This is a genomic window from Marinobacter similis, from assembly GCF_000830985.1.
Classification (GTDB): Bacteria; Pseudomonadota; Gammaproteobacteria; order Pseudomonadales; family Oleiphilaceae; genus Marinobacter; species Marinobacter similis.
On the sequence record NZ_CP007151.1, the window covers coordinates 2975607 to 2996526 of the forward strand.

At 58.0% G+C, this 20920-nt stretch carries 12 protein-coding genes and 5 pseudogenes; 7 read left to right on the top strand and 10 right to left on the bottom strand.

Features of this window, described 5'->3' with window-relative positions; all coding sequences use genetic code 11:
- Positions 1 to 274 precede the first annotated feature (274 nt).
- Together AU14_RS19150 and AU14_RS13825 are read left to right on the top strand one after the other, a co-directional pair.
- A pseudogene (locus AU14_RS19150) lies at positions 275 to 1874 on the top strand (alpha-amylase).
- Between the two features lie 5 nt (positions 1875 to 1879).
- Complete coding sequence (locus AU14_RS13825) at positions 1880 to 2761, top strand: aldo/keto reductase (protein WP_041341716.1); 882 nt, start codon at positions 1880 to 1882, stop codon at positions 2759 to 2761.
- A gap of 22 nt (positions 2762 to 2783) precedes the next feature.
- Here the strand turns inward: AU14_RS13825 and AU14_RS13830 are convergent.
- The 6 genes and pseudogenes from AU14_RS13830 to AU14_RS13855 all read right to left on the bottom strand — a co-directional run bounded on the left by AU14_RS13830 (position 2784) and on the right by AU14_RS13855 (position 8912).
- Positions 2784 to 4564 (bottom strand): annotated as a pseudogene (locus AU14_RS13830) (ABC transporter substrate-binding protein).
- Positions 4565 to 4749: 185 nt separating this feature from the next.
- Complete coding sequence (locus tag AU14_RS13835) at positions 4750 to 5025, bottom strand: DUF2160 domain-containing protein (RefSeq protein WP_041341719.1); 276 nt, start codon at positions 5023 to 5025, stop codon at positions 4750 to 4752.
- Positions 5026 to 5037: 12 nt separating this feature from the next.
- Positions 5038 to 5844 carry a carbohydrate ABC transporter permease gene (locus AU14_RS13840; protein ID WP_041341722.1) on the bottom strand — a complete coding sequence of 269 codons (807 nt, stop codon included), beginning with the start codon at positions 5842 to 5844 and terminating at the stop codon, positions 5038 to 5040.
- Positions 5845 to 5854: 10 nt separating this feature from the next.
- Entirely contained in the window at positions 5855 to 6721 is an 867-nt protein-coding gene (locus tag AU14_RS13845; protein ID WP_041341724.1) for a carbohydrate ABC transporter permease, read from the bottom strand.
- Positions 6721 to 7818: pseudogene (locus tag AU14_RS13850) on the bottom strand (ABC transporter ATP-binding protein). The gene AU14_RS13845 and the pseudogene AU14_RS13850 overlap by 1 nt, the downstream one beginning before the upstream one ends.
- A complete protein-coding gene (locus AU14_RS13855) occupies positions 7818 to 8912 on the bottom strand; it encodes an ABC transporter ATP-binding protein (RefSeq protein WP_041341727.1) in 1095 nt (364 codons plus the stop codon). Before AU14_RS13855 ends, AU14_RS13850 begins: the two are co-directional and overlap by 1 nt.
- 331 nt (positions 8913 to 9243) lie before the next feature.
- Between AU14_RS13855 and AU14_RS13860 the strand changes: the two genes are divergently transcribed.
- On the top strand, positions 9244 to 11175 hold the full coding sequence (locus AU14_RS13860) for a sigma-54-dependent Fis family transcriptional regulator (protein ID WP_041341730.1): 1932 nt from the start codon (positions 9244 to 9246) through the stop codon (positions 11173 to 11175).
- Position 11176: 1 nt separating this feature from the next.
- On the opposite strand, the gene glpK is transcribed toward AU14_RS13860, so the two are convergent.
- Positions 11177 to 12649, bottom strand: coding sequence for a glycerol kinase GlpK (gene glpK, locus AU14_RS13865; RefSeq protein ID WP_041341733.1), 1473 nt, complete (start codon positions 12647 to 12649; stop codon positions 11177 to 11179).
- Between the two features lie 236 nt (positions 12650 to 12885).
- Here glpK and AU14_RS13870 point away from each other — a divergent pair, with 236 nt between their 5' ends.
- Together AU14_RS13870 and glpD are read left to right on the top strand one after the other, a co-directional pair.
- A complete protein-coding gene (locus AU14_RS13870; RefSeq protein WP_041341736.1) occupies positions 12886 to 13644 on the top strand; it encodes a DeoR/GlpR family transcriptional regulator in 759 nt (252 codons plus the stop codon).
- 198 nt (positions 13645 to 13842) lie between these two features.
- A pseudogene (gene glpD, locus AU14_RS13875) lies at positions 13843 to 15371 on the top strand (glycerol-3-phosphate dehydrogenase).
- A gap of 61 nt (positions 15372 to 15432) precedes the next feature.
- Here the strand turns inward: glpD and AU14_RS13880 are convergent.
- Positions 15433 to 16038, bottom strand: coding sequence for a uracil-DNA glycosylase family protein (locus AU14_RS13880; protein WP_236744087.1), 606 nt, complete (start codon positions 16036 to 16038; stop codon positions 15433 to 15435).
- Positions 16039 to 16112: 74 nt separating this feature from the next.
- Here AU14_RS13880 and AU14_RS13885 point away from each other — a divergent pair, with 74 nt between their 5' ends.
- Entirely contained in the window at positions 16113 to 16865 is a 753-nt protein-coding gene (locus AU14_RS13885) for a nitroreductase family protein (protein WP_236744088.1), read from the top strand.
- A 42-nt stretch (positions 16866 to 16907) separates the two neighbouring features.
- Here AU14_RS13885 and AU14_RS13890 read toward each other — a convergent pair whose 3' ends face one another.
- Both AU14_RS13890 and edd read right to left on the bottom strand, forming a co-directional pair.
- The gene (locus AU14_RS13890; RefSeq protein ID WP_041341739.1) at positions 16908 to 17873 is read right to left on the bottom strand and encodes a glucokinase; all 966 of its coding nucleotides are present in this window, start codon (positions 17871 to 17873) and stop codon (positions 16908 to 16910) included.
- A pseudogene (gene edd / locus AU14_RS13895) lies at positions 17870 to 19688 on the bottom strand (phosphogluconate dehydratase). The gene AU14_RS13890 and the pseudogene edd overlap by 4 nt, the downstream one beginning before the upstream one ends.
- Positions 19689 to 19855: 167 nt before the next feature.
- Between edd and gap the strand changes: the two are divergent.
- Positions 19856 to 20860, top strand: a complete 1005-nt coding sequence (gap, locus tag AU14_RS13900; protein WP_041341741.1) for a type I glyceraldehyde-3-phosphate dehydrogenase — start codon at positions 19856 to 19858, stop codon at positions 20858 to 20860.
- Positions 20861 to 20920: the final 60 nt, after the last annotated feature.

Consider the following 20920-nt stretch of genomic DNA (forward strand, 5'->3'; position numbering starts at 1 on the left):
CATGTCATGCACAAGAACCATAATCCCAACCGGAGCTGACACCATGAAACCCTGCGTCTCCCCACTGTCTTTCTCGACCGGCATGGCCGCTGCGCTGCTGATCACCGGCTGTGCGACCGACAACTCGCAGCGACCCCACTCCGCTGCCATGGCAGGCCCGCCAGGCGCAGTCCCGACTGACATGTTCTGCGAGGCCAGCACCAGCGAGATCAGTATCCCGGTCGGCAACACCTTTGCCGAAGGCGAGCAGGTTCGCGACTTTTACAGCGGCCGTATGGCCAGGGTCCAGGATGGTCAGGTCACCCTGAAGCCGGCAGATGGTGCTGAAGGCCTGGTCTTGCTGGAGCCGGCAGAAGATAGCATTGGCCAGTTCAAATGGGCAGGTGCCACGGTCTATTTCGCGGTAACAGACCGTTTCGCCAATGGCCGCACGGACAACGATCTGAATTACGGCCGCCAGCGCGACGGCAAAGACGAAATTGGCACCTTCCACGGCGGCGATTTCGCCGGTCTGACCCAGAAACTGGACTACCTCAGTCAGCTAGGGGTGAATGCCGTGTGGATCACCCCGCCCTTCGAGCAGGTGCACGGCTGGGTAGGCGGCGGCGACCGGGGCGATTTTCGCCACTATGGCTACCACGGTTACTACGCCCTCGATTTCACCGTGCCCGACGCCAACTTCGGCACCCGAAGAATTTCGCACGCTGGTCAACGAGGCCCACAAGCGGGACATCCGCGTGGTCGTGGACGTGGTGATGAACCACCCCGGCTACAGCACCCTGCAGGACATGCAAACGTTCGGTTTCGGCTCACTGTATGACGGCTTCGAGAAGCATTTGCCCGACCAATGGGGCCAATGGCAGCCTGAGTCCTGGGAGAACAACCACGCCTACCATGCCTTCATCGATTACGACCACAGCGATTGGCGCCACTGGTGGGGTAAGGACTGGGTCAGAGCCGGTATCGCCGACTATGACACCCCGCCGAACGCCTCGATTGACGCCCAGCGCGGCTCCCTCGCGTTCCTGCCCGATTTCAAAACCGAATCCGACCAGACCGTGGACCTGCCGTTATTCCTCCAAAACAAATCGTCATCCCGGGCTGAAGCCCTGACTGACGCTACCGTGCGTGACTACCTCGTTTCCTGGCTGACCAGCTGGGTTCGGGACTTTGGCGTAGACGGGTTCCGGGTCGACACGGCCAAGCATGTTGAACCTGAAGCCTGGAACGAACTCAAGCAACAGGCCCAGCAGGCGCTGAACGATTACCGTGCGCAAAACCCGGATGCCGCCCTGCCCGCCGAGGAGTTCTGGATGGTGGCCGAAGTGTTTCCGCATTCAGTTCGCCGCAGCGGCTACTTTGACGCTGGCTTCGATGCCGTGATTAACTTCGACCTGCAAGAAGAGGCCAGTGCCGGCGCCAAGTGCCTGCCCGCCATGGAAGCGGTCTATCAGGACTACGCCAGCAGAATGCATGGCGAGACTCCATTCAACGTGATGAGCTACATCTCATCCCACGATACCAACTTGTTCAGCCGCATTGCAGGCGATGATCCGGTATTGCAGAAACGGGCTGCCGCGGCTCTGTTGCTGACGCCCGGCGCGGTACAGATTTTCTACGGCGACGAGACCGGACGCCCTTTCGGAGCAACGGGCTCGGACCCGCACCAGGGTACCCGGTCGGACATGAACTGGGCCGACCTTGAGCAGCCAGAGACAGCAAACATCCTGGGTCACTGGCAGGCCCTGGGACAATTCAGGGACCGCCACCCTGCCGTTGGCGCCGGTGCTCACAAGCTGATTAGCCAGCAACCCTACACCTTCTCAAGAACTCACGGGCACGACCGAATTATCGTCGCCTTCGCAAGGAAATAGCACTGATGACAGACTCAACCGATTACCTGGCCCATACGCCACTGATCCTCGGCATGATGCGGCTGCATGATCACACCGAGCTGACCAACCCCGCTAACCTGGCCAACTGGATCAACGCGCGGCTGGACCAGGGCCTGAACGTGTTCGACCACGCTGACATTTATGGCGATACCGAGTGTGAGCGGATTTTCGGCGAGGCACTGGCCGCCGATCCGAGCCTGCGCCAGAAAGTGCGGATCATCACCAAGACCGGGATCGTTCATGGGCATCAGGACGAAAGTCGCTGGAAGACCAAGCACTATCGCGCAGAGGCTGGCTACATTGCCAACGCCATCGATCGCGCCCTGACGCGTCTGCAGGTGGAGCAAATCGATACTTTCCTGATTCACCGGCCGGATCCGCTGATGCAGGCAGATTCCGCCATGGCGGCGCTGGAAAGAGCGGTCGAGGCGGGCAAAATCCGGCAAATCGGTGTGTCCAACTTCCTGCCGGAGCAATGGCGCTGGCTCCAGCACAACTGCAAACTGCCGCTGGTGTGCAACCAGAGCGAGCTGTCGCTGAGCCATACAGAGGCGTTGTTCGACGGCACCATGGAGGCGCACCTGAAGGATGAACTGCGCTGGCTGGCGTGGTCACCGCTGGGCGGCGGCGCACTGGCCGATGCCCTGCCACAGGAACTGCTGGAAGCAGCGAAAGAGGAAACCGGCCTGTGTGAAACCGGCCTGGCCATTGCCTGGTTGCGGCAACTTCCAGGTTCGCCAATTCCGGTGCTGGGCTCCATGCGCGAGTCTCGCATTCAGGCAGCCCAGGCCGGCGCCCAGAGCGTGTTGCCTAGGTCGCTCTGGTTTGCACTGCTGGAGGCGGTCCGCGGCCATCGCGTGGCCTAAAAACAAAAAAGCCCGGCTCACTTTATAGTGAACCGGGCTTTTTTTGGTAAGAAATACCGCGTTTAGCGGGCTTCTTCCAGGTCTTCAGCAGCTCATCGTAGGCAACGGTCTTGCCCTGAGGCTTCTCGTTGGCCAGCTTGGCCTTCGGTGAGCCCGGCTGATCCAGCCAGTACTGCGGATCGCGCTCCTCGTTCAGCTTCGGACCACAGTTCGGCATTACGCTGGCACGCTCCAGGCGCTCCATAACGCGATCCTGAGCCTGCGCCAGTCCGTCCAGTGCTTTCTGGGGAGTTGCCTCACCGCTTGCAGCCTGGGCGATATACTGCCACCACAGCTGCGCCAGCTTAGGATAATCAGGCACGTTGGTACCGGTTGGTGACCACTGTACCCGAGCCGGGCTGCGGTAGAACTCAACCAAGCCACCAAGCTTGGGCGCCATTTCAGTCATCGCCTCAGACTCGATGTCAGACTCACGAATAGGCGTCAGGCCAGCGATAGTCTTTTCCAGTGACACGGTCTTGGACACGGTAAACTGCGCGTACAGCCACGCGGCCAGACGACGCTTTTCCGGGGTGGACTTCATGAAGGTCCAGGAACCCACGTCCTGATAACCCAGCTTCATGCCCTCTTCCCAGTAGGGCCCACGAGGAGACGGAGCCATCCGCCACTTAGGCGTGCCATCTTCGTTGACCACCGGCAGGCCGTCTTCGATCATGCTGGCCGTGAACGCGGTGTACCAGAAAATCTGCTGGGCAACGCCACCCTGTGCCGGAACCGGGCCGGCTTCAGAGAAAGTCATGCCCTGAGCTTCGGGCGGCGCAAACTCACGCAGCCAATCGACGTACTTGGTGGTGGCAAAGACGGCAGCCGGGCCATTAGTAGCACCACCGCGACTGACACTCGACCCTACCGGATGACACTCGTCAACCCGGATACCCCACTCATCAACGGGCAGACCGTTAGGCAGCCCCTTGTCACCGGCACCGGCCATGGAGAACCAGGCATCAGTGAAACGCCAGCCCAGTGACGGGTCTTTCTTGCCGTAGTCCATGTGACCGTAGACTTTCTCGCCGTCGATCTCTTTGACGTGGACTGAGAAAAACTCAGCGATGTCTTCGTAGGCGGACCAGTTAACCGGTACACCCAGCTCATAACCGTAAATGTCCTGGAACTGTTTCTTCAGGTCTTCACGCTCGAACCAGTCGGCACGGAACCAATACAGGTTGGCAAACTGCTGGTCTGGCAGCTGGTAAAGCTTGCCGTCAGGACCGGTGGTGAATTCAAGACCGATGAAATCCTCGAGATCCAGGGTCGGCAGGGTCAGGTCCTTGCCTTCGCCATTCATGATGTCCTCAACCGGCATCACCTTTCCGTATCGGAAGTGAGTGCCGATCAGGTCCGAGTCGTTTACCCAGCCGTCGTAGATATTGCGGCCAGACTGCATTTGCGTCTGCAGCTTTTCGATCACGTCACCTTCCTGAATCAGCGTATGCGTCAGGTTGATGCCAGTGATTTCAGAGAAGGCCTTGGCCAGAACGTTAGATTCGTACTCGTGGGTAGCGATGGTTTCCGAGACAACGTTGATGTCCATGCCACGGAATTCCTTCGCGGCCTCAATGAACCATTTCATCTCCTGCATCTGCTGCTCTTTGGTCAGCGTTGATCGCTTGAAGGAGTTGTTCACCCACTTTTCGGCCGCGTCCAGATTCTCATTGGCACTAGCTGCAGGCTCAAACCAAGCGCCGCAGCACCGATAGCGGCGCCGAGAAGCATGGTTCGGGGATATTTATTGTTCTTAAACATATCCGACCTCGTTCGTCCTTATTGAATGGAGCGGAACAGCCCCTGCCCCGCTTCCAGAGTCATAGCGCTCATAGGGCGCTATTCTTTCATGTCGAAACCGAAAACTGATCGATTCCGACCATGATCCAGAAATTAGTTCGTTTGCGAAATCTTTACAACCGGACGCCCAGTCTTTTCAGCTCCGGCTAACCCCAGCGCAACAGCACCAGCAGCCAAAGCACCGACACCGCCAGCGCAACCAGTAGCGTGATATCACTGACCGCGAGAAAGGTCAGGTGGATATACGCGGCCGACAGCAAGCCAATGAACAGGCGGTCACCTCGAGTTGTGGCGATGGGCAGAAAGCCCTTTCGCTCGGTACAGGGTGAAACGATTTCGTAAACGGTCATCACCGCCAGGATGGCTGCAATGACGGCGAAAAAAATGGCAACGGACGGAGTCCAGTTCATCCACGCAAGCATGTCTGTTCTCCTTTAAACGCGTCCAAGAGCGAAGCCAGTGGCAACATGGTTACGCACGAACCAGATCACCAGAATGCCGGGGATGATGGTCAGCACACCGGCCGCCGCCAGAACCCCCCAGTCGATCCCGCTCGCCCCTACCGTTCGGGTCATGATGGCAGCAATGGGCTGGGCATCCACCGATGTCAGCGTTCGCGCCAGTAGTAACTCGACCCAAGAGAACATAAAGGCGAAAAACGCGGTCACCCCAATGCCGGAACGAATCATCGGCAGAAAGATCTTCACGAAGAATTTGGGGAAACTGTAACCATCAATGTAGGCCATTTCGTCGTACTCGCGCGGCACCCCGGACATAAAGCCCTCCAGGATCCAGACCGCAAGCGGCACGTTGAACAGGCAGTGCGCCAGAGCAACCGCAATGTGGGTATCGAAAAGGCCGATGGACGAATACAGCTGGAAGAATGGCAGCAGGAAAACCGCGGGTGGTGCCATGCGATTACTCAGCAACCAGAAAAACAGATGCTTGTCGCCGACGAACTTGTAGCGGCTGAATGCGTAGGCGGCCGGAAGCGCCACCAACAGCGTGATCACCACGTTGATCGAGACGTACAGCATGGAGTTCAGGTAACCGTTGTACCAACTCGGGTCGGTAAAGATGGTCGCGTAGTTGGCGAAGGTGAAATTCTCCGGCCACAGGGTCAACCCGCTCAGAATCTCCTGGTTGGTCTTGAACGACATGTTCAGCAACCAGTAGATCGGCGTCAGTAGCAGCACGATGTAGATCGTGATCCCGATGTTTTTGGAACGTGTCTGTTTCATCGCGCCCTCCTTATTTTTCTTTGTCGGCGTGAGTGATGGCGGTAAAGAACAACCAGGAAATCAGCAATACGATCAGGAAGTAGATCAACGAGAACGCAGCCGCCCGGCCAAGATCAAACTGACCGATGGCCATGGTCGTCAAGGTCTGGCTGAGGAATGTGGTTGAGCTTCCAGGGCCGCCACCGGTCAGAACGAAGGGTTCGGTGTAGATCATGAAGCTGTCCATAAAACGCAGCAGCACCGCGATGATCAGCACGTTTTTCAGGCGTGGCAATTGGATGTAACGGAACACCGCCCACTTGGACGCGCGATCAATCTCCGCTGCCTGATAAAACGCCTCCGGAATCGCCCGCAAGCCCGAGTAGCACAACAGGGCCACCAGCGGCGTCCAGTGCCACACATCCATCAACAGCACGGTAAACCAGGCATCGACGGTGTCGCCGGTGTAGTTGTAATCAAAGCCCATGGAATTAAGTGCCCAGCCGAACAGGCCGATGTCAGCACGACCGAAGATCTGCCAGATGGTGCCCACTACGTTCCAGGGGATCAGCAGCGGAATGGCCAGCAGAATCAGCACCAGCGATGCTTTCATGCCGGATTTCGGCATCATCAGGGCAATACCGATACCCAGGGGAATCTGAATCATCAGCACGGCACCGGAAAACAGGAACTGTCGCAGCAATGAATCCTGCAACCGCTCATTGGTCAGTACCTCTTTGAACCATTCGGTGCCCACGTAGTAAGCCTGGCCAGGTCCGAAGATATCCTGAACCGAATAGTTCACGACCGTCATCAACGGTACCAACGCCGAGAAGGCGACCAGAAGGAAGACCGGCAGCACCAGCCACCAGGCACGGTTATTGGGTATTTTGACCATCACTGCTGCTCCTTGATCAGAAACTCATCCACGTACAGCATCAGCACTGTTTCGGGAAAAGGAGGTAAACACTGGCGCCCACGTCGCTATGGAAATCTTCGCTCTGGCGCACTTTTAGCTTCTTGCCACCCACTTCAACGGTGACAATCTTGTAGGTGCCAAGATCCTCCACGTCCAGAACCGCAGCCTCCAGGGAGTCATCCGACGGGCTTTCCGAAATTTCGATAAATTCCGGGCGAATACCAATTTTCAGGTTATCGCTCTTCACCCGTTGCAGCAGGCTGTTCTGCCACGCCTCGAGCGGCACGAACACACCGTTGAACATCACCCCATCCGGGCGCCGTTCAACGGGGATCAGGTTCATCCCCGGACTGCCGATAAAGAAACCCACAAAGGTGTGGTTGGGCCGCTCGAACAGCTCCGTTGGCGTACCGAACTGAACAATCTGACCGCCGTACATCACCGCGATCTTGTCAGCAAAGGTGGATGCCTCGAGCTGGTCGTGGGTGACGTACACCATAGTGATGTCGAACTTTTCGTGGATCTGCTTGAGCTTGCGTCGCAACTTCCACTTCAGCTGTGGATCGATCACCGTCAGCGGCTCGTCAAACAGGATCGCAGAGACGTCCTCACGCACCAGGCCACGCCCCATGGAAACCTTCTGCTTTTCATCGGCAGTCAGGTTCTTCGCCTTTTTGTAGAGCTTGTCCCCGATTTCCAGCACTTCCGCGATCTCATGGACGGGCCTTGATCTGAGAGGTGGGCACCTTGTTGTTCTTGAGCGGGAACGCCAGGTTGTCGAATACCGTCATCGAGTCGTAGATCACCGGAAACTGGAACACCTGGGCGATGTTGCGTTCCCTGGGCGACAATTCGTTCACCCGGCGGCCGTCAAACAGTACATCACCCTCGGAGGGCGCCAGCAGTCCGGAAATGATGTTGAGCATGGTGCTCTTGCCACAGCCCGAGGGGCCCAACAGTGCGTAGGCACCGCCCTTCTCCCAGACATGGTCGAGTTGGCGAATGGCGTAGTCTTCCGCTCCGGTTGGCGTGGCACTGTAGCTGTGCGCCAGCGATTTCAATTGAATTTCAGCCATCAGGCAGCTCCTCCTGAAATCTGGGACGGGGTGTGCACCAGCTGTTCGTTGCTGTCGAACACGAACAGCTTATTGATCGGCAGGTAAACCTTGACCGGCGCACCGGTGTGGTAGGAATGAACGCCCATCAGCTGCAGTACCATTTCAAAATGACTGTTCTCAACGTGCATGAAGGTTTCCGAGCCACTGATTTCGCTCAACTCCACCTCCATAGACATCTCCAGATCATCATCGCTGGTCGGCACCAGACCGATGTGACTTGGGCGAATACCGAACCAGTAATCGCCCGGCGTCAGCTTTGACAGCCCCTGTGTCAGGGCGTGATGGGAGTATTCGTCAAAGGTGACTTCGGTGGCCGACACCCGGCCCCGAATCATGTTCATTGGCGGCTCGCTGAACAACTGGGCTGCCAGCGTATTGACCGGTGCCCGGTATACATCCATCACCGGCCCGCTCTGCACCACTTTCCCTTCGTGCAACAAGGTAGTCGTGCCACCCAGGGCGAGTGCTTCATTGGCTTCCGTAGTTGCGTACACGGCAATGCACTGGCGCTCCCGGAAGAGATGACGCAGTTCCGCCCGCAGCTCTTCTCGCAGTTTGTAGTCCAGGTTTACCAGGGGCTCATCAAACAGCACCAGGGTCGAATCCTTGACCAGGGCACGGGCCATGGCCGTGCGCTGCTGCTGGCCACCGGACAACTCCAGGGGGTGACGCTTCAGCAACGGCTCGATCTGCAGCATCGAGGCGGTTTCCTTAACCCGACGATCGATCTCGCTCTCGGGCGTCTTGGCCAGGCGCAGCGGTGAGGCAATGTTTTCGTAGACCGTGAGGTTCGGGTAGTTGATGAACTGCTGATAGATCATCGAAATGTTGCGGCTCTGGACTGACTGGCCGGTTACGTCGGTGCCGTTATAGATCAGGCGGCCGCTGGTTGGCTTATCCAGACCAGCCATCAGCCGCATCAGAGACGTTTTTCCAGCCAGGGTACGACCAAGCAGAACATTGAAAGAACCCGCCTCAAAGGTGAGGTTGGCATCCCGGATGAAATCGACACCATCGACCTCATGGGAGAGATTCTCCAGTACTAAGGACATAGACCTTCCTTTTTGTTCTTTTACGAACGCTAAGCGGAGTGTGTTGGCGGACTCCGAACACTACAAATGCAAAACGCCAACGCAATCCATGTACCAGTTTTTTTCAGATTGTAAGTGGAAACACTTATAACCATGTTTTTAAATCATTTTTTTAGGACTTCAGAAATTTTTCGGGTGATGTTCGAATGTTCGTTTAACACTGATTTGTTCAGCTTGAACATTGACGAAACGGTCAATTGAACACATGATTGAACAATTCGTGCCGCCGATCTGAACAGTTACGACGCACTCGACCAACAACAAAAGCCAAGGCGACCACCGGATCAGGGTTATGCGAAAAAACGAACGCTCAGAAGAACGACAGCTCGTAACCGACTCCTGGAACCGCTGCCAGGCCTGGGGGCTCAGCCACGACGACAAACCGGCAGCCCGAACCGCCGATCCGGCCTATCTAAAGCAAGTCGAGCTGAAGCACCACGAACTGATGGCCAGCACGGCTGCCGAAGTGGTGCCCTATTACCGGAATGTTCTGTCCAGTAGCCGCTGCCTGATCCTGATGGCCGACCCGGACGGCACCATCCTTAAAAGCTGGGGGGACGAACGCGTCACCGACGCCCGCCTCCGGCCATGGCTCCAGCGCGGCGCCAACTGGCAGGAATCCCTGTGTGGCACCAACGCCATTGGCACCGCGATTGCCAACCAACTACCAGTGCAAGTCCAGCGCAATGAACATTTTCTCAAACAGTTCCGCAGCTTGATTGGTTCGGCCGCGCCCATTTTCGACACTGAGAAACAGCTCGCGGGCGTGCTCAGCGTGTTCAGCGACGCCTACCTGCCCCAGGCCCACACCCTGGGCATGGTGCGTCTGCTGTCCCAGTCGGTGGAAAATCGTTTGATCATTCGGCAGTTCGAAACCAGCCACGTCCAGATCACGCTGAATACCACCGCTGACAATTTCGACAGCCCCTGGTCCGGCATCCTGATTTGCGACAGTGCGGGCAAGATCGTGGCCAGCAACCAGCGCGCCGACCAGCTGCTGGCCACCAGCACGGTGCAGCGTTACCTCGACGAACTGTTCACCAGTTCTCGCCAGCACATCCTGGGCCACCCGGAACACACCGCCATTCAGCTTGTCACCAAGGGCAAAGTGCGCCTGAGCGCCCGGCTAAAGCGCCCATCCGCACCCACCAACGCGGCCACCACCACAACAGCCGCTGCCGGCAACCACAACTCACAGGCGGATCCGGGTAACCGCGACATAGCGCCACCTCAGGATCTCTCCAGTCTTGAGTACGGTGACAACTCGGTGCGGCGCTGTGCCGATCAATCGCTAAAAGTGCTCCAACGTGGAGTACCGGTTCTAATTACCGGCGAAACAGGGGTGGGCAAGGAGGTTATGGTGAAAGCCCTGCACCGGGCCAGTCCGCGCTGTAATGAACCATTAGTGGCAGTCAATTGCGCGGCCATCCCGCCGGAGCTGGTGGAGTCAGAGCTGTTCGGTTATGAATCGGGTGCCTTTACCGGCGCGCGGGCACAGGGCTCCCTGGGCTTAATCCGGAAAGCCCACAAGGGCATCCTGTTCCTGGATGAAATCGGCGAAATGCCATTGGCGGCACAATCCCGCTTGCTTCGGGTGCTGCAGGAGCGGGTCGTCACCCCGGTTGGGTCCACCGAGAGTGTGCCCGTGGACATCCTGCTGATCACAGCGACCAATCGGCCCCTGTCCTCCCGGATAGAGACCGGCCAATTCCGGGCAGATTTGTTTTACCGAATTAACGGCTTGTCGGTGCAGCTGCCGCCCCTGCGCCAACGCACCGACAAACGTGAGCTGATTCAGGATATTTACCGCCAGCACCGGGACCCGGGCCAGCGCGAAGAATTGCCCCCTCAGGTGCTGTCAGCGCTGGAAAACCATCCCTGGCCGGGCAACATTCGTCAGTTAGTCAATGTGCTGCGCGTTGCCATCGCTATTGCCGATGGCGAAGAAGTGGATATCTGGCACCTGCCGGAGGATTTCCTGGCTGAATACGACGCGGCCTCACCCACCCGGCAGAACCGGCCCGACCATGTAGCCCCGGCCAGCCAGAATGGCTCGAACCAAGAGCGAGATCAGGAGCAGGAGCAGGAGCCTAGCCCCGACCCACTCACCCAAACCCTGCAGGTCTACCGGGAGTGCACGGGCAACGTGTCGGAGACCGCACGACAGCTGTCCATCAGCCGCAACACCCTTTACAAGAGATTGCGCGAACTGGGGATCCGCTGACTCAGAGCCGGCCGATGGCCTCGGCCCAACCCTGGTACAGTCGATCCCGGTGTTCCTTGGTCATCACCGGTTCAAAACGACGATCGCAGCGCCATAGCCCGGTCAATTCCTCCAGCGAGCCATAAACTCCAGCCTTGAGCCCCGCCAGGTAGGCAGCCCCCAACGCGGTTGTTTCAACCACCGATGGCCGGTCAACCCGAGCGCCCAGAATGTTGGCAAGAAACTGCAGCACCCAGTTGTTGGCCACCATGCCACCGTCGACCCGCAGGTTAATGGGACGGATGCCATCGTGCTCCATCGCCTTCTGCAGATCCTTGGTCTGATAGCACACGGATTGCAGTCCCGCGGTAACAATTTCCTTGATTCCGGTGTCGCGGGTGAGACCGAAGATCGCACCCCGCGCATTCGGGTCCCAGTATGGAGCGCCCAGGCCGGTAAACGCGGGAACCAGGTAAACGCCATGATCCAGTGGGGTCTGCTCGGCCAGCGGTTCGGTTTCACCAGCATCCCCGATCAATTTGAGGCCATCTCGAAGCCACTGAATCGCAGCGCCGGCCACGAAGATGCTGCCCTCCAGGGCGTAAGTTGGCTTGCCATTGAGCCGGTACGCCACCGTGCTCAGCAGGCGGTGCTCTGATGCCAGCGCCTTGTCACCGGTGTTCAGCATCAGAAAGCAACCGGTGCCGTAGGTGCTCTTGGCCATACCGACATCAAAGCAAGTCTGGCCAAAGAGCGCGGCCTGCTGATCCCCGGCGATCCCCAGCACCGCTGAACCATTGAGGGCCCCGCCCTCGCTGATCTCACCAAAGTCGTCGGAAGAATCCATCACCTCCGGCAGCAGGGAGGCTGGAATTCCGAACAGGGCCAAGAGCTCGTCGTCCCAGCATTGCCGATGGATATCGAACAGCAGGGTACGGCTGGCATTCGTCGCATCGGTACGGTGGGATTGCCCGCCGGTCAGTCGCCAGAGCAGAAAACTGTCGATGGTGCCAAAGGCCAGCTCGCCCCGCTCAGCCCGCTCCCGGACACCGTCTACATTGTCCAGAATCCAGCGAATCTTGGTTGCAGAAAAATAAGGATCGATCAGCAAGCCGGTTTTTCCGGCAACCAGCGACTCCAGCCCTTCCTGCTTCAGGGATTCGCAGTAGGCCGCGGTTCGGCGATCCTGCCAGACAATGGCGTTATAGACCGGCTCTCCGGTTTGCCGGTCCCAAACAACCGTGGTTTCGCGTTGGTTGGTAATGCCGACCGCCACCACCTGATCTTCGACACCACAGGCCTCGGACATAACCTGATCGCAAGTGGCTCTGACCGATGTCCAGATCGCTTCCGGATCATGCTCAACCCAGCCGCTAGCAGGAAACTGCTGGGGAAACTCTTGCTGCCGGGTGGCGTGGATCGTGCCATCAAGACCAAACAGGATAGCGCGAGAACTGGTGGTGCCCTGATCGATGGAGAGAAGGTATTGGGTCATTGGCTGCTCGTGGTCCGGGTTCTATTTATTAGGTTTTGTCTTGTGACGTTCTATTTTTTTCGAATTTTTACCTTTTTGAACATAAATGCCAAGAGGTTCGACCTGCTGGATTCGGCCGAATCGAGACAACCTATTAAAAAGGCTGCACAAACTGGCCTTAAGAACTAAACTTCGAGAATGTTTTCAGACGCTCACTATTTCGCATCAGAACAAAAGATCTCGCGGAGGTAATTGGCATGGCACAGCGGCGCCGGCAGGATTTGATCATGGAGCTGATCCAACAGAACGGGTTCGTCACTACCGAGCAACTCGTTGATCAATTCAACGTGACGCCCCAGACCATCCGCCGGGACTTGAATGAGCTTGCCGAACAGAACAAGTTGCGCCGTCATCACGGCGGTGCCGGTATCGACTCCAGTACCACTAATACCGCGTACCAGGCTCGAAAGATCATGGACCTCGAGGCTAAAGAACGCATCGCGGCCGCCATGGTCAAGATGATCCCGGACAACTCCTCCATGTTCATCAATATCGGCACCACGACCGAAACCATAGCCAAGGCCCTGCTGGAGCGGAAAAACCTACAGATAGTCACCAACAACCTGCACGTTGCCTCTATCCTCGCCGCGAAAGAGGATTTTCACGTGATCATCGCCGGTGGTGAAGTTCGTAATCGCGACGGTGGCATCGTGGGCGAGGCCACCCGGGACTTCATCAACCAGTTCAAGATGGATTTCGGCATTATTGGCATCAGCGGTATCCACAGCGACGGTTCACTGCTAGATTTCGATTACCGCGAAGTGCGCGTAGCCCAGGCCATCATCGCCAACTCCAATCAGGTTTTGCTGGCGGCCGACCACACCAAATTTGGCCGCAACGCCATGGTGCGTCTGGGCAACATCACCCAGGCCGACCATGTATTCACTGATAAGCAGCCACCCGCCGAAATCAGCCAGTCCCTGGCTGAACACAACGTTGAACTGCACATCGTTTAGAGCGCGCTACTCGCCCGAATAACGCTCAGAATCAACCTGAGCGAGCGCCCAAATTTTTTCGTTTTTTTTCTCTATTTTCCTTTACGAATATGTTCCGCTTTCGCATAATGATCGTATTGTTATTTTTGGTCGAAAAGTGTGCAGAAAAACCGATTTTTCTGGATCGGACTTTTTGGCTCAGGCAGGAGATGGGCAGCAATGGCTAACGAGCACGAACACTATGACGTTGTCGTCGTCGGCGGCGGAGTCAACGGCACCGGTATCGCAATGGACGCAGCGGGCCGGGGCCTGAAAGTACTGCTGTGTGAAATGAACGATCTTGCATCGGCAACCTCCTCCAGCAGCAGCAAGCTGATTCACGGCGGCCTGCGCTATCTGGAGCACTACGAATTCCGCCTGGTGCGGGAAGCGCTTGCCGAACGCGAGTCATTGCTGCGCAACTCGCCCCACATCATGTGGCCCATGCGCTTTCGGCTGCCCCACCGCCCTCACCTGCGTCCAGCCTGGATGATTCGTACCGGTCTGTTCCTGTATGACCACCTGGCCAAACGAGAACTGCTGCCGGGCTCGCGATCGATCAAGTTCGACAGCTCTGACCCGCTCAAGCCGGAAATCACCAAGGGCTTTGAATACTCGGATGGCTGGGTGGATGATGCTCGACTGGTTATCCTGACCGCCAAAAAGGCCGAACAGTCCGGCGCCCGCATCCTGACCCGCACCAAGTGCGTGAAAGCTGAACGGGGCTCAGACAACTGGAAGGTGACACTCCGGAACACGGCGGCAAACTCAGATGAAACCGTCACCGCGAAGATGATCGTCAACGCCTCCGGCCCCTGGGTCAGCAGCTTGTTTGGCGAGACCCTGTCGATGCCGGCACCCAAGATGATTCGCATGGTGAAAGGCAGTCACATTGTCATTCCCAGAATGAACAAGGGCACCGAGGCCTACATCCTCCAGAACGAAGATGAGCGCATCGTTTTTGTGATCCCCTATGAGGACGAATTCTCTCTGGTCGGCACCACGGATGTGGATTATGAGGGCGACCCCAAGAAGGCCAAGATTTCTCCGGAGGAGACCGAGTACCTGCTCGACATCGTCAACTCCCACTTCAAGCGTCAGCTGACCGCCGAGGATGTGGTCTGGTCGTACTCTGGCGTGCGCCCTTTGATGGACGACGAGCAGGAGAATGCCCAGAAGGCTTCCCGGGACTACTCATTTGAGGTCAGTGCCGAGAACGGCAAGGCGCCCCTGATTTCGGTGTTCGGTGGCAAGATCACCACCTACCGGAAACTGGCAGAAGCAGCCACCGACAAGCTGTGCCAGTTCTTCCCGAATGCCAGCGGGCGCTGGACCAAGACCGCGCCCCTGCCGGGCGGTGATTTCGTTAACCACGACAGTCTGGAAATCAAAATGACTGCCGATTTCCCGTGGTTGGATAAGGCCGTGATCAGCCGGTATGTCCGCACCTACGGCACCAGCTCCTACGAAATCCTGAAAGGACGCAGCAGCATGGCAGACCTGGGTGTGCACTTTGCCGGCACGCTTTATCAGGCCGAAGTGGAGTACCTGGTGGCTGAGGAATGGCCCATACCTCCGAGGATATCCTCTGGCGGCGAACCAAGCAGGGGCTGTATGCGAACGAGGAAAATGTTCGGGCGCTGGATCAGTTCCTGATGGAGCACGCCACCGGCGACAACGGCAGCGGCCCGGTGCATCAACACGCCTGAGCCTCAATCGAACACATCGCTCCGGCCGGATGAACCTCCGCCCGGAGCTTTTTTGTGGCTGTTACTCCCTTAGCAACTGGGCCACTCTCTGTTGCACGGCCGGTATCACGTCCTGCTCGAACCAGGGGTTTCGGCGCAGCCACAGGTTGTTACGAGGACTGGGGTGCGGCATGGGAACCACGGCCGGCCAGTGGTCCTGCCAGTGACGAACCTGCTCAGTAACTGAGCGGGACTTCCCCCCAAGATGCCAGGCCTGAGCGTACTGACCAATGACCAGGGTCAGACCAATGTTCGGCAACCGCCTGAGAAGCTCCGAACGCCAGGCTGGCGCGCATTCCGGCCGTGGCGGTAAATCGCCGGATTTGCCGGTGCCCGGATAGCAGAAGCCCATGGGTAGAATCGCCAGTTTCTGTTCGTCGTAAAACGTATCCCGGGTCACCCCCATCCACTCCCGCAGCCGGTCACCACTGGGATCGTTGAACGGCAAGCCCGTTTCATGGACACGCCGCCCGGGCGCCTGCCCCACTACCAAGATGCGTGACGACTCGGACAGCTGAATCACCGGCCTTGGGCCCAGGGGCAGGAACTCGGCACACAAGGTACACGCCCGCACTCGCGCCACTAACTCTGCAAAAGATAACTCGCTCAACTCCGCAGGCTTTTGCAAAGCAACCTCCTGATCATTGCGTACGAACGGATTTCGCCTGACTATAGGCTCTTCAGTGTATAGGAGAAAACCCGATGACCTCCAAGGCCAGCGCCCTGCCAGACATCGATGTTGAGGAATTTCGAAAGGTGGTCCGCAGCCGACGCTCTATCCGCCGCTTCAAGCCTGACCCGATCCCGAGGGATGTCCTGAGTGAATGCCTGGAACTGGCAACCTTGGCGCCAAACTCCAGCAATTTGCAGCCGTGGGAATTTTTCGTTGTGGAATCGGCAGACCTGAGGGCCAAGCTGGCAACGGCCTGCCTGGGGCAGAACGCAGCCAAAACCGCACCTGCGCTGATTGCCATCGTCGCCCGCCCCGACACCTGGCGCAAACACGCGCGCCAGGCCCTGGACGAATGGCCGGAAGCGTCACTGCCGCCCATTGTCGAGAAGTACTACCGCACCGTTGCACCCATTCATTACAACCAGGGCCCGCTGGGTGTCTTTGGCCTGACCAAGAAAGCCGCCGGAATGGCACTGGGCATGCTCCGCCCAGTTCCCCGCGGCCCATCCTCGACCAGTGATATGAAAGTCTGGGCAACCAAATCGACCGCGCTGGCCGCGCAGAACCTGATGCTGGCCCTGCGTGCCCACGGCTACGATTCCTGTCCGATGGAAGGCTTTGACGAGTGCCGAGTGAAGTCGCTACTGAAGATTCACCGGAAAGGCCTGGTCACCATGTACTGGCGGCGGGTAAACGCGCCGACAACGGCATTTATAACCGCCAGTACCGGTTCGACCAGGACCAACTGGTGCATTACCTGTGATAGCCCGCACCCTTTATAAGAGCCAGTAAAGACCCAGTTAAGAGCCAGCGCCGATCACCGGTTACACCTCGGGGTTGGCCAGCGCCTCGGCGGCACCCAGCAAACCGGTGTAGGGCTCGGTCACGACAAACACCGGCGTGTACTCCAACAGGGGTCTCATCCGGCCTTTGTCCTCAAAGCCTTTCTGGAACGGGCTTTCCAGAAAGAAGTCGAGGAAACGGGGCAAAATGCCGCCGCACAGGTAAACGCCGCCCGTGCCCCCGACCGTCAGTACGCCGTTCCCCGCAACTCGCCCCAGGATTTCACAGAAGTGACGTAGGGTGTGCCGGGCCAGGGAATCGACCTGTTCCAGGGCCGCCGCGGTGATCTTTTCCGGGGCATCGAGTGGCGCGGCCACGCCCTGAATCTCAGCGTGGGCCTGATAGAGATTCAGCAACCCCTGACCACAGAGAATTCGCTCGACCGACACCCGCCCGAACCGGGCTTTCAGAATCCGCAGGATGGCCATCTCGGTGTCATCCGTGGGGGCAAAATCCACATGCCCGCCCTCGGTCATCAGGGGCACCCAACCGTGCTGCAAAGGCACCAGTCCGGAGACGCCCAGCCCGGTACCTGGCCCGATCACGAGTCGGGCACGGCGGGAATCACCCGGCCCGCCACACACCCGCACCAGGTGCTCTTCCGGCACATGGGGTACTCCCAGCGCCATGGCGGTAAAGTCATTGATAACCTTGAACGCCCGCCAGCCAAATTGCGCCCGAACCTCTTCGGTATCAAAGCGCCAATGGTTGTTGGTCATCCGGATCTGGGTGTCTCGCACCGGTGAGGCAACTGCAAAGCAAGCCTCACTCACTTCGCTCACCCCGACCCTGGCCAGGTAGTCCGTCACTGCGCTGTCGATGTTGTCGTAGTCACCGCAGCGAAGCACCTCAATAGCCTGCGGGCGAACGTCGCCCTGCTTCACCAGGGCGAAGCGGGCGTTGGTGCCGCCGATGTCTCCGACCAGTGAATACTGTGTGTCTGTCATGCCTCGTGATTCCAGAAAAAGCTAGCACCTTGCTCCGGGTTGCTGGCTGCACGACGCATCCAGCCAAACATCTCCCGGCCGTAGCGTGATGATACGCACTCAGGTCTGCTTTGAAAGACTCACGTTTGGCCAATTCCTCGTCATCAATGTCGATGCGCAGTGAACCCGCCTTGGCATCAACACAGATCCGGTCGCCCGACTTGACCCGCGCCAGCGGGCCTCCGTCAAGAGCTTCCGGATAGACATGAATGGCGGCCGGCACTTTGCCGGAGGCACCGGACATACGACCATCGGTGACCAGCGCCACCTTGAAACCCCGGTCCTGCAGCACACCCAGATACGGTGTGAGCTTGTGCAGCTCCGGCATGCCATTGGCCTTCGGGCCCTGGAACCGCACCACAACCACACAGTCCTTATCGAGATCACCGGCATCAAAAGCTGCCTTCAGCTCGTTCTGATCGTTGAACACCACCGCCGGCGCTTCCACGATCTGATGCTCATCGGCCACTGCGGAAACCTTGATCACACCGCGACCCAGGTTGCCATCCAGGACCGCATGCCACCGTCGGGCGCAAAGGGCTCAGAGGCTGTGCTCAGAACATCCGGACGCAGGCTCTTTTCCGGGGCCGGCTTCCAGACCAGCTTGTCGTTGTCCAGTTCCGGGCCCTGGGTATAACGCTCCAGGCCATGCCCCATGACTGTCTCGACATCATTGTGCAGGTAGCCTGCGTTGAGCAGTTCACGGATCAGGAACGGGGTACCGCCAGCCTCGTGGAAGGCATTCACATCTTCCTGGCCGTTCGGGTAGATACGGGTCATGGACGGCACCACGGAAGACAGCTCGGCGTAGTCGTTCCAGTCAATGATGATGCCGGCTGCCCGGGCAATGGCAATCCAGTGAATGGTGTGGTTGGTCGAACCGCCGGTCACCAGCAACGCAACCAGGGCATTCACGATGCTCTTCTCGTCCACCATGTCGCCCAGACCAAGCTCACCGCCGTGGGGCTTCGACAATTTGATCACCTGCTCCGTTGCCGCCTGAGTGAGACGGTCCCGCAGTGGCGTATTCGGATTCACAAAGGCCGAACCCGGCAGATGCAGGCCCATCACCTCAACCAGCAACTGGTTGCTGTTGGCGGTGCCATAGAAGGTGCAGGTACCCGGGCTGTGGTAGGACTTGCTCTCTGCTTCCAGCAGTTCGTCCTTGCCGATCTTGCCCTCGGCATAGAGCTGACGGATGCGCTGCTTTTCCTTGTTCGGCAGCCCTGAGGGCATCGGCCCGGCAGGCACCAGAATGGTTGGCAGATAGCCGAAACTCAGGGAACCAATCAACAGCCCCGGCACGATCTTGTCGCAGATACCCAGCAACACCGTGGCATCAAACATGTTGTGGCTCATGGCTACCGCCGTACTCATGGCGATGGTGTCGCGGGAGAACAGGCTCAGCTCCATACCTGGCTGACCCTGGGTAACGCCGTCGCACATGGCGGGGGTACCGCCGGCAAACTGCGCCACCGAGCCCATGTTGTGGGCCGCCGAGCGGATCATGTCCGGGAACTTTTCATAAGGTTGGTGGGCCGAAAGCATATCGTTGTATGCCGATACGATCGCCACGTTGGCCTTGTTCATGAACTTCAGGGTGTCTTTGTCACCCTGGCTGCAGGCGGCAAAGCCGTGAGCAAGGTTGCCACAGGAGAGACTGCTCCGATGGGGAGATTGCGCCTTCAGCTGGTTCATTCGGTCGAGGTAGTCCTGCCGGGTGGCACGACTGCGTTCAATGATTCGTTGGGTAACTTTTTCAACGGTTGGATGCATGGTGGGCTCCATCGGTCGCATAGAAGACACATTCAGTTGGACGTAATTTTACGTTCTTTTTTGACATATTTCACCCGGATATCGTTCAAACTTTCTTTTTTTGTTGTTATATTTACTACATTACACTCAACAAACGAACAAAAAACACCCAAATTAGGAGTCGGACGATGACTATTCGCATCGCAATTAACGGTTTTGGCCGCATCGGTCGCAACATTCTCCGTGCACTTTATGAAAATGACTACCGCAAGCAAGTCCAGGTTGTCGCCATCAATGATCTGGGTGACGCCGAGACCAACGCCCACCTTCTTAAATACGATAGCGTCCACGGCCGCTTTAATGGCGTGGTGGGACACGACGCAGAATCACTGACCGTTAATGGCGACCGCATTGCCATTACCGCCCTCCGCAATCCGGAAGAGCTGCCCTGGAGCGACCTGCACGTGGACGTGGTATTCGAGTGCACGGGCCTGTTTACCAAACGCGACGAGGCTGCGGCGCACCTGAAGGCCGGCGCCCGCAAAGTCATCATCTCAGCGCCCTCACCCGACGCTGATGCCATGGTGGTTTATGGTGTCAATCACCATACCCTGACCGCCGAGCATGAAGTCATCTCCAACGCCTCCTGCACCACTAACTGCCTGGCGCCTGTTGTTGAAGCCCTGCACAAGAGCGTCGGCATCGAAAGCGGCCTGATGACCACCATCCACTCCTACACCAACGACCAGAAGCTCAGCGACGTTTACCACACTGACCTGTATCGGGCTCGCTCTGCGACCCAGTCGATGATTCCCACCAAAACCGGCGCTGCCGCCGCCATTGGCAAGGTGATTCCCGAACTGGATGGCAAACTCGATGGTCTGGCCGTTCGGGTGCCCACCATCAATGTGTCACTGGTAGACTTCGGCTTTATCGCCGGTCGCGACACCACGGTCGAAGAAATCAACACGGCTGTGCAAGCCGCTGCTGAAAAAAATCCGGTTCTGGGCTTCAACACCGAGAAGCTGGTCAGTGTAGACTTCAACCACAATGCACTCTCCAGCGTATTCGATGCCAATCACACACGCGTGCTCGGCCGTCATGTAAAAGTCATGGCCTGGTACGACAATGAGTGGGGCTTCTCGAACCGCATGCTCGACAACGCAATTGCCCTGATCAAGGCCGGCCAGTAATCCTGGCCGCCTTGCTCAGTTCCGCTACCTTTAAAGAGACGCACCCGATTAACCATAGGA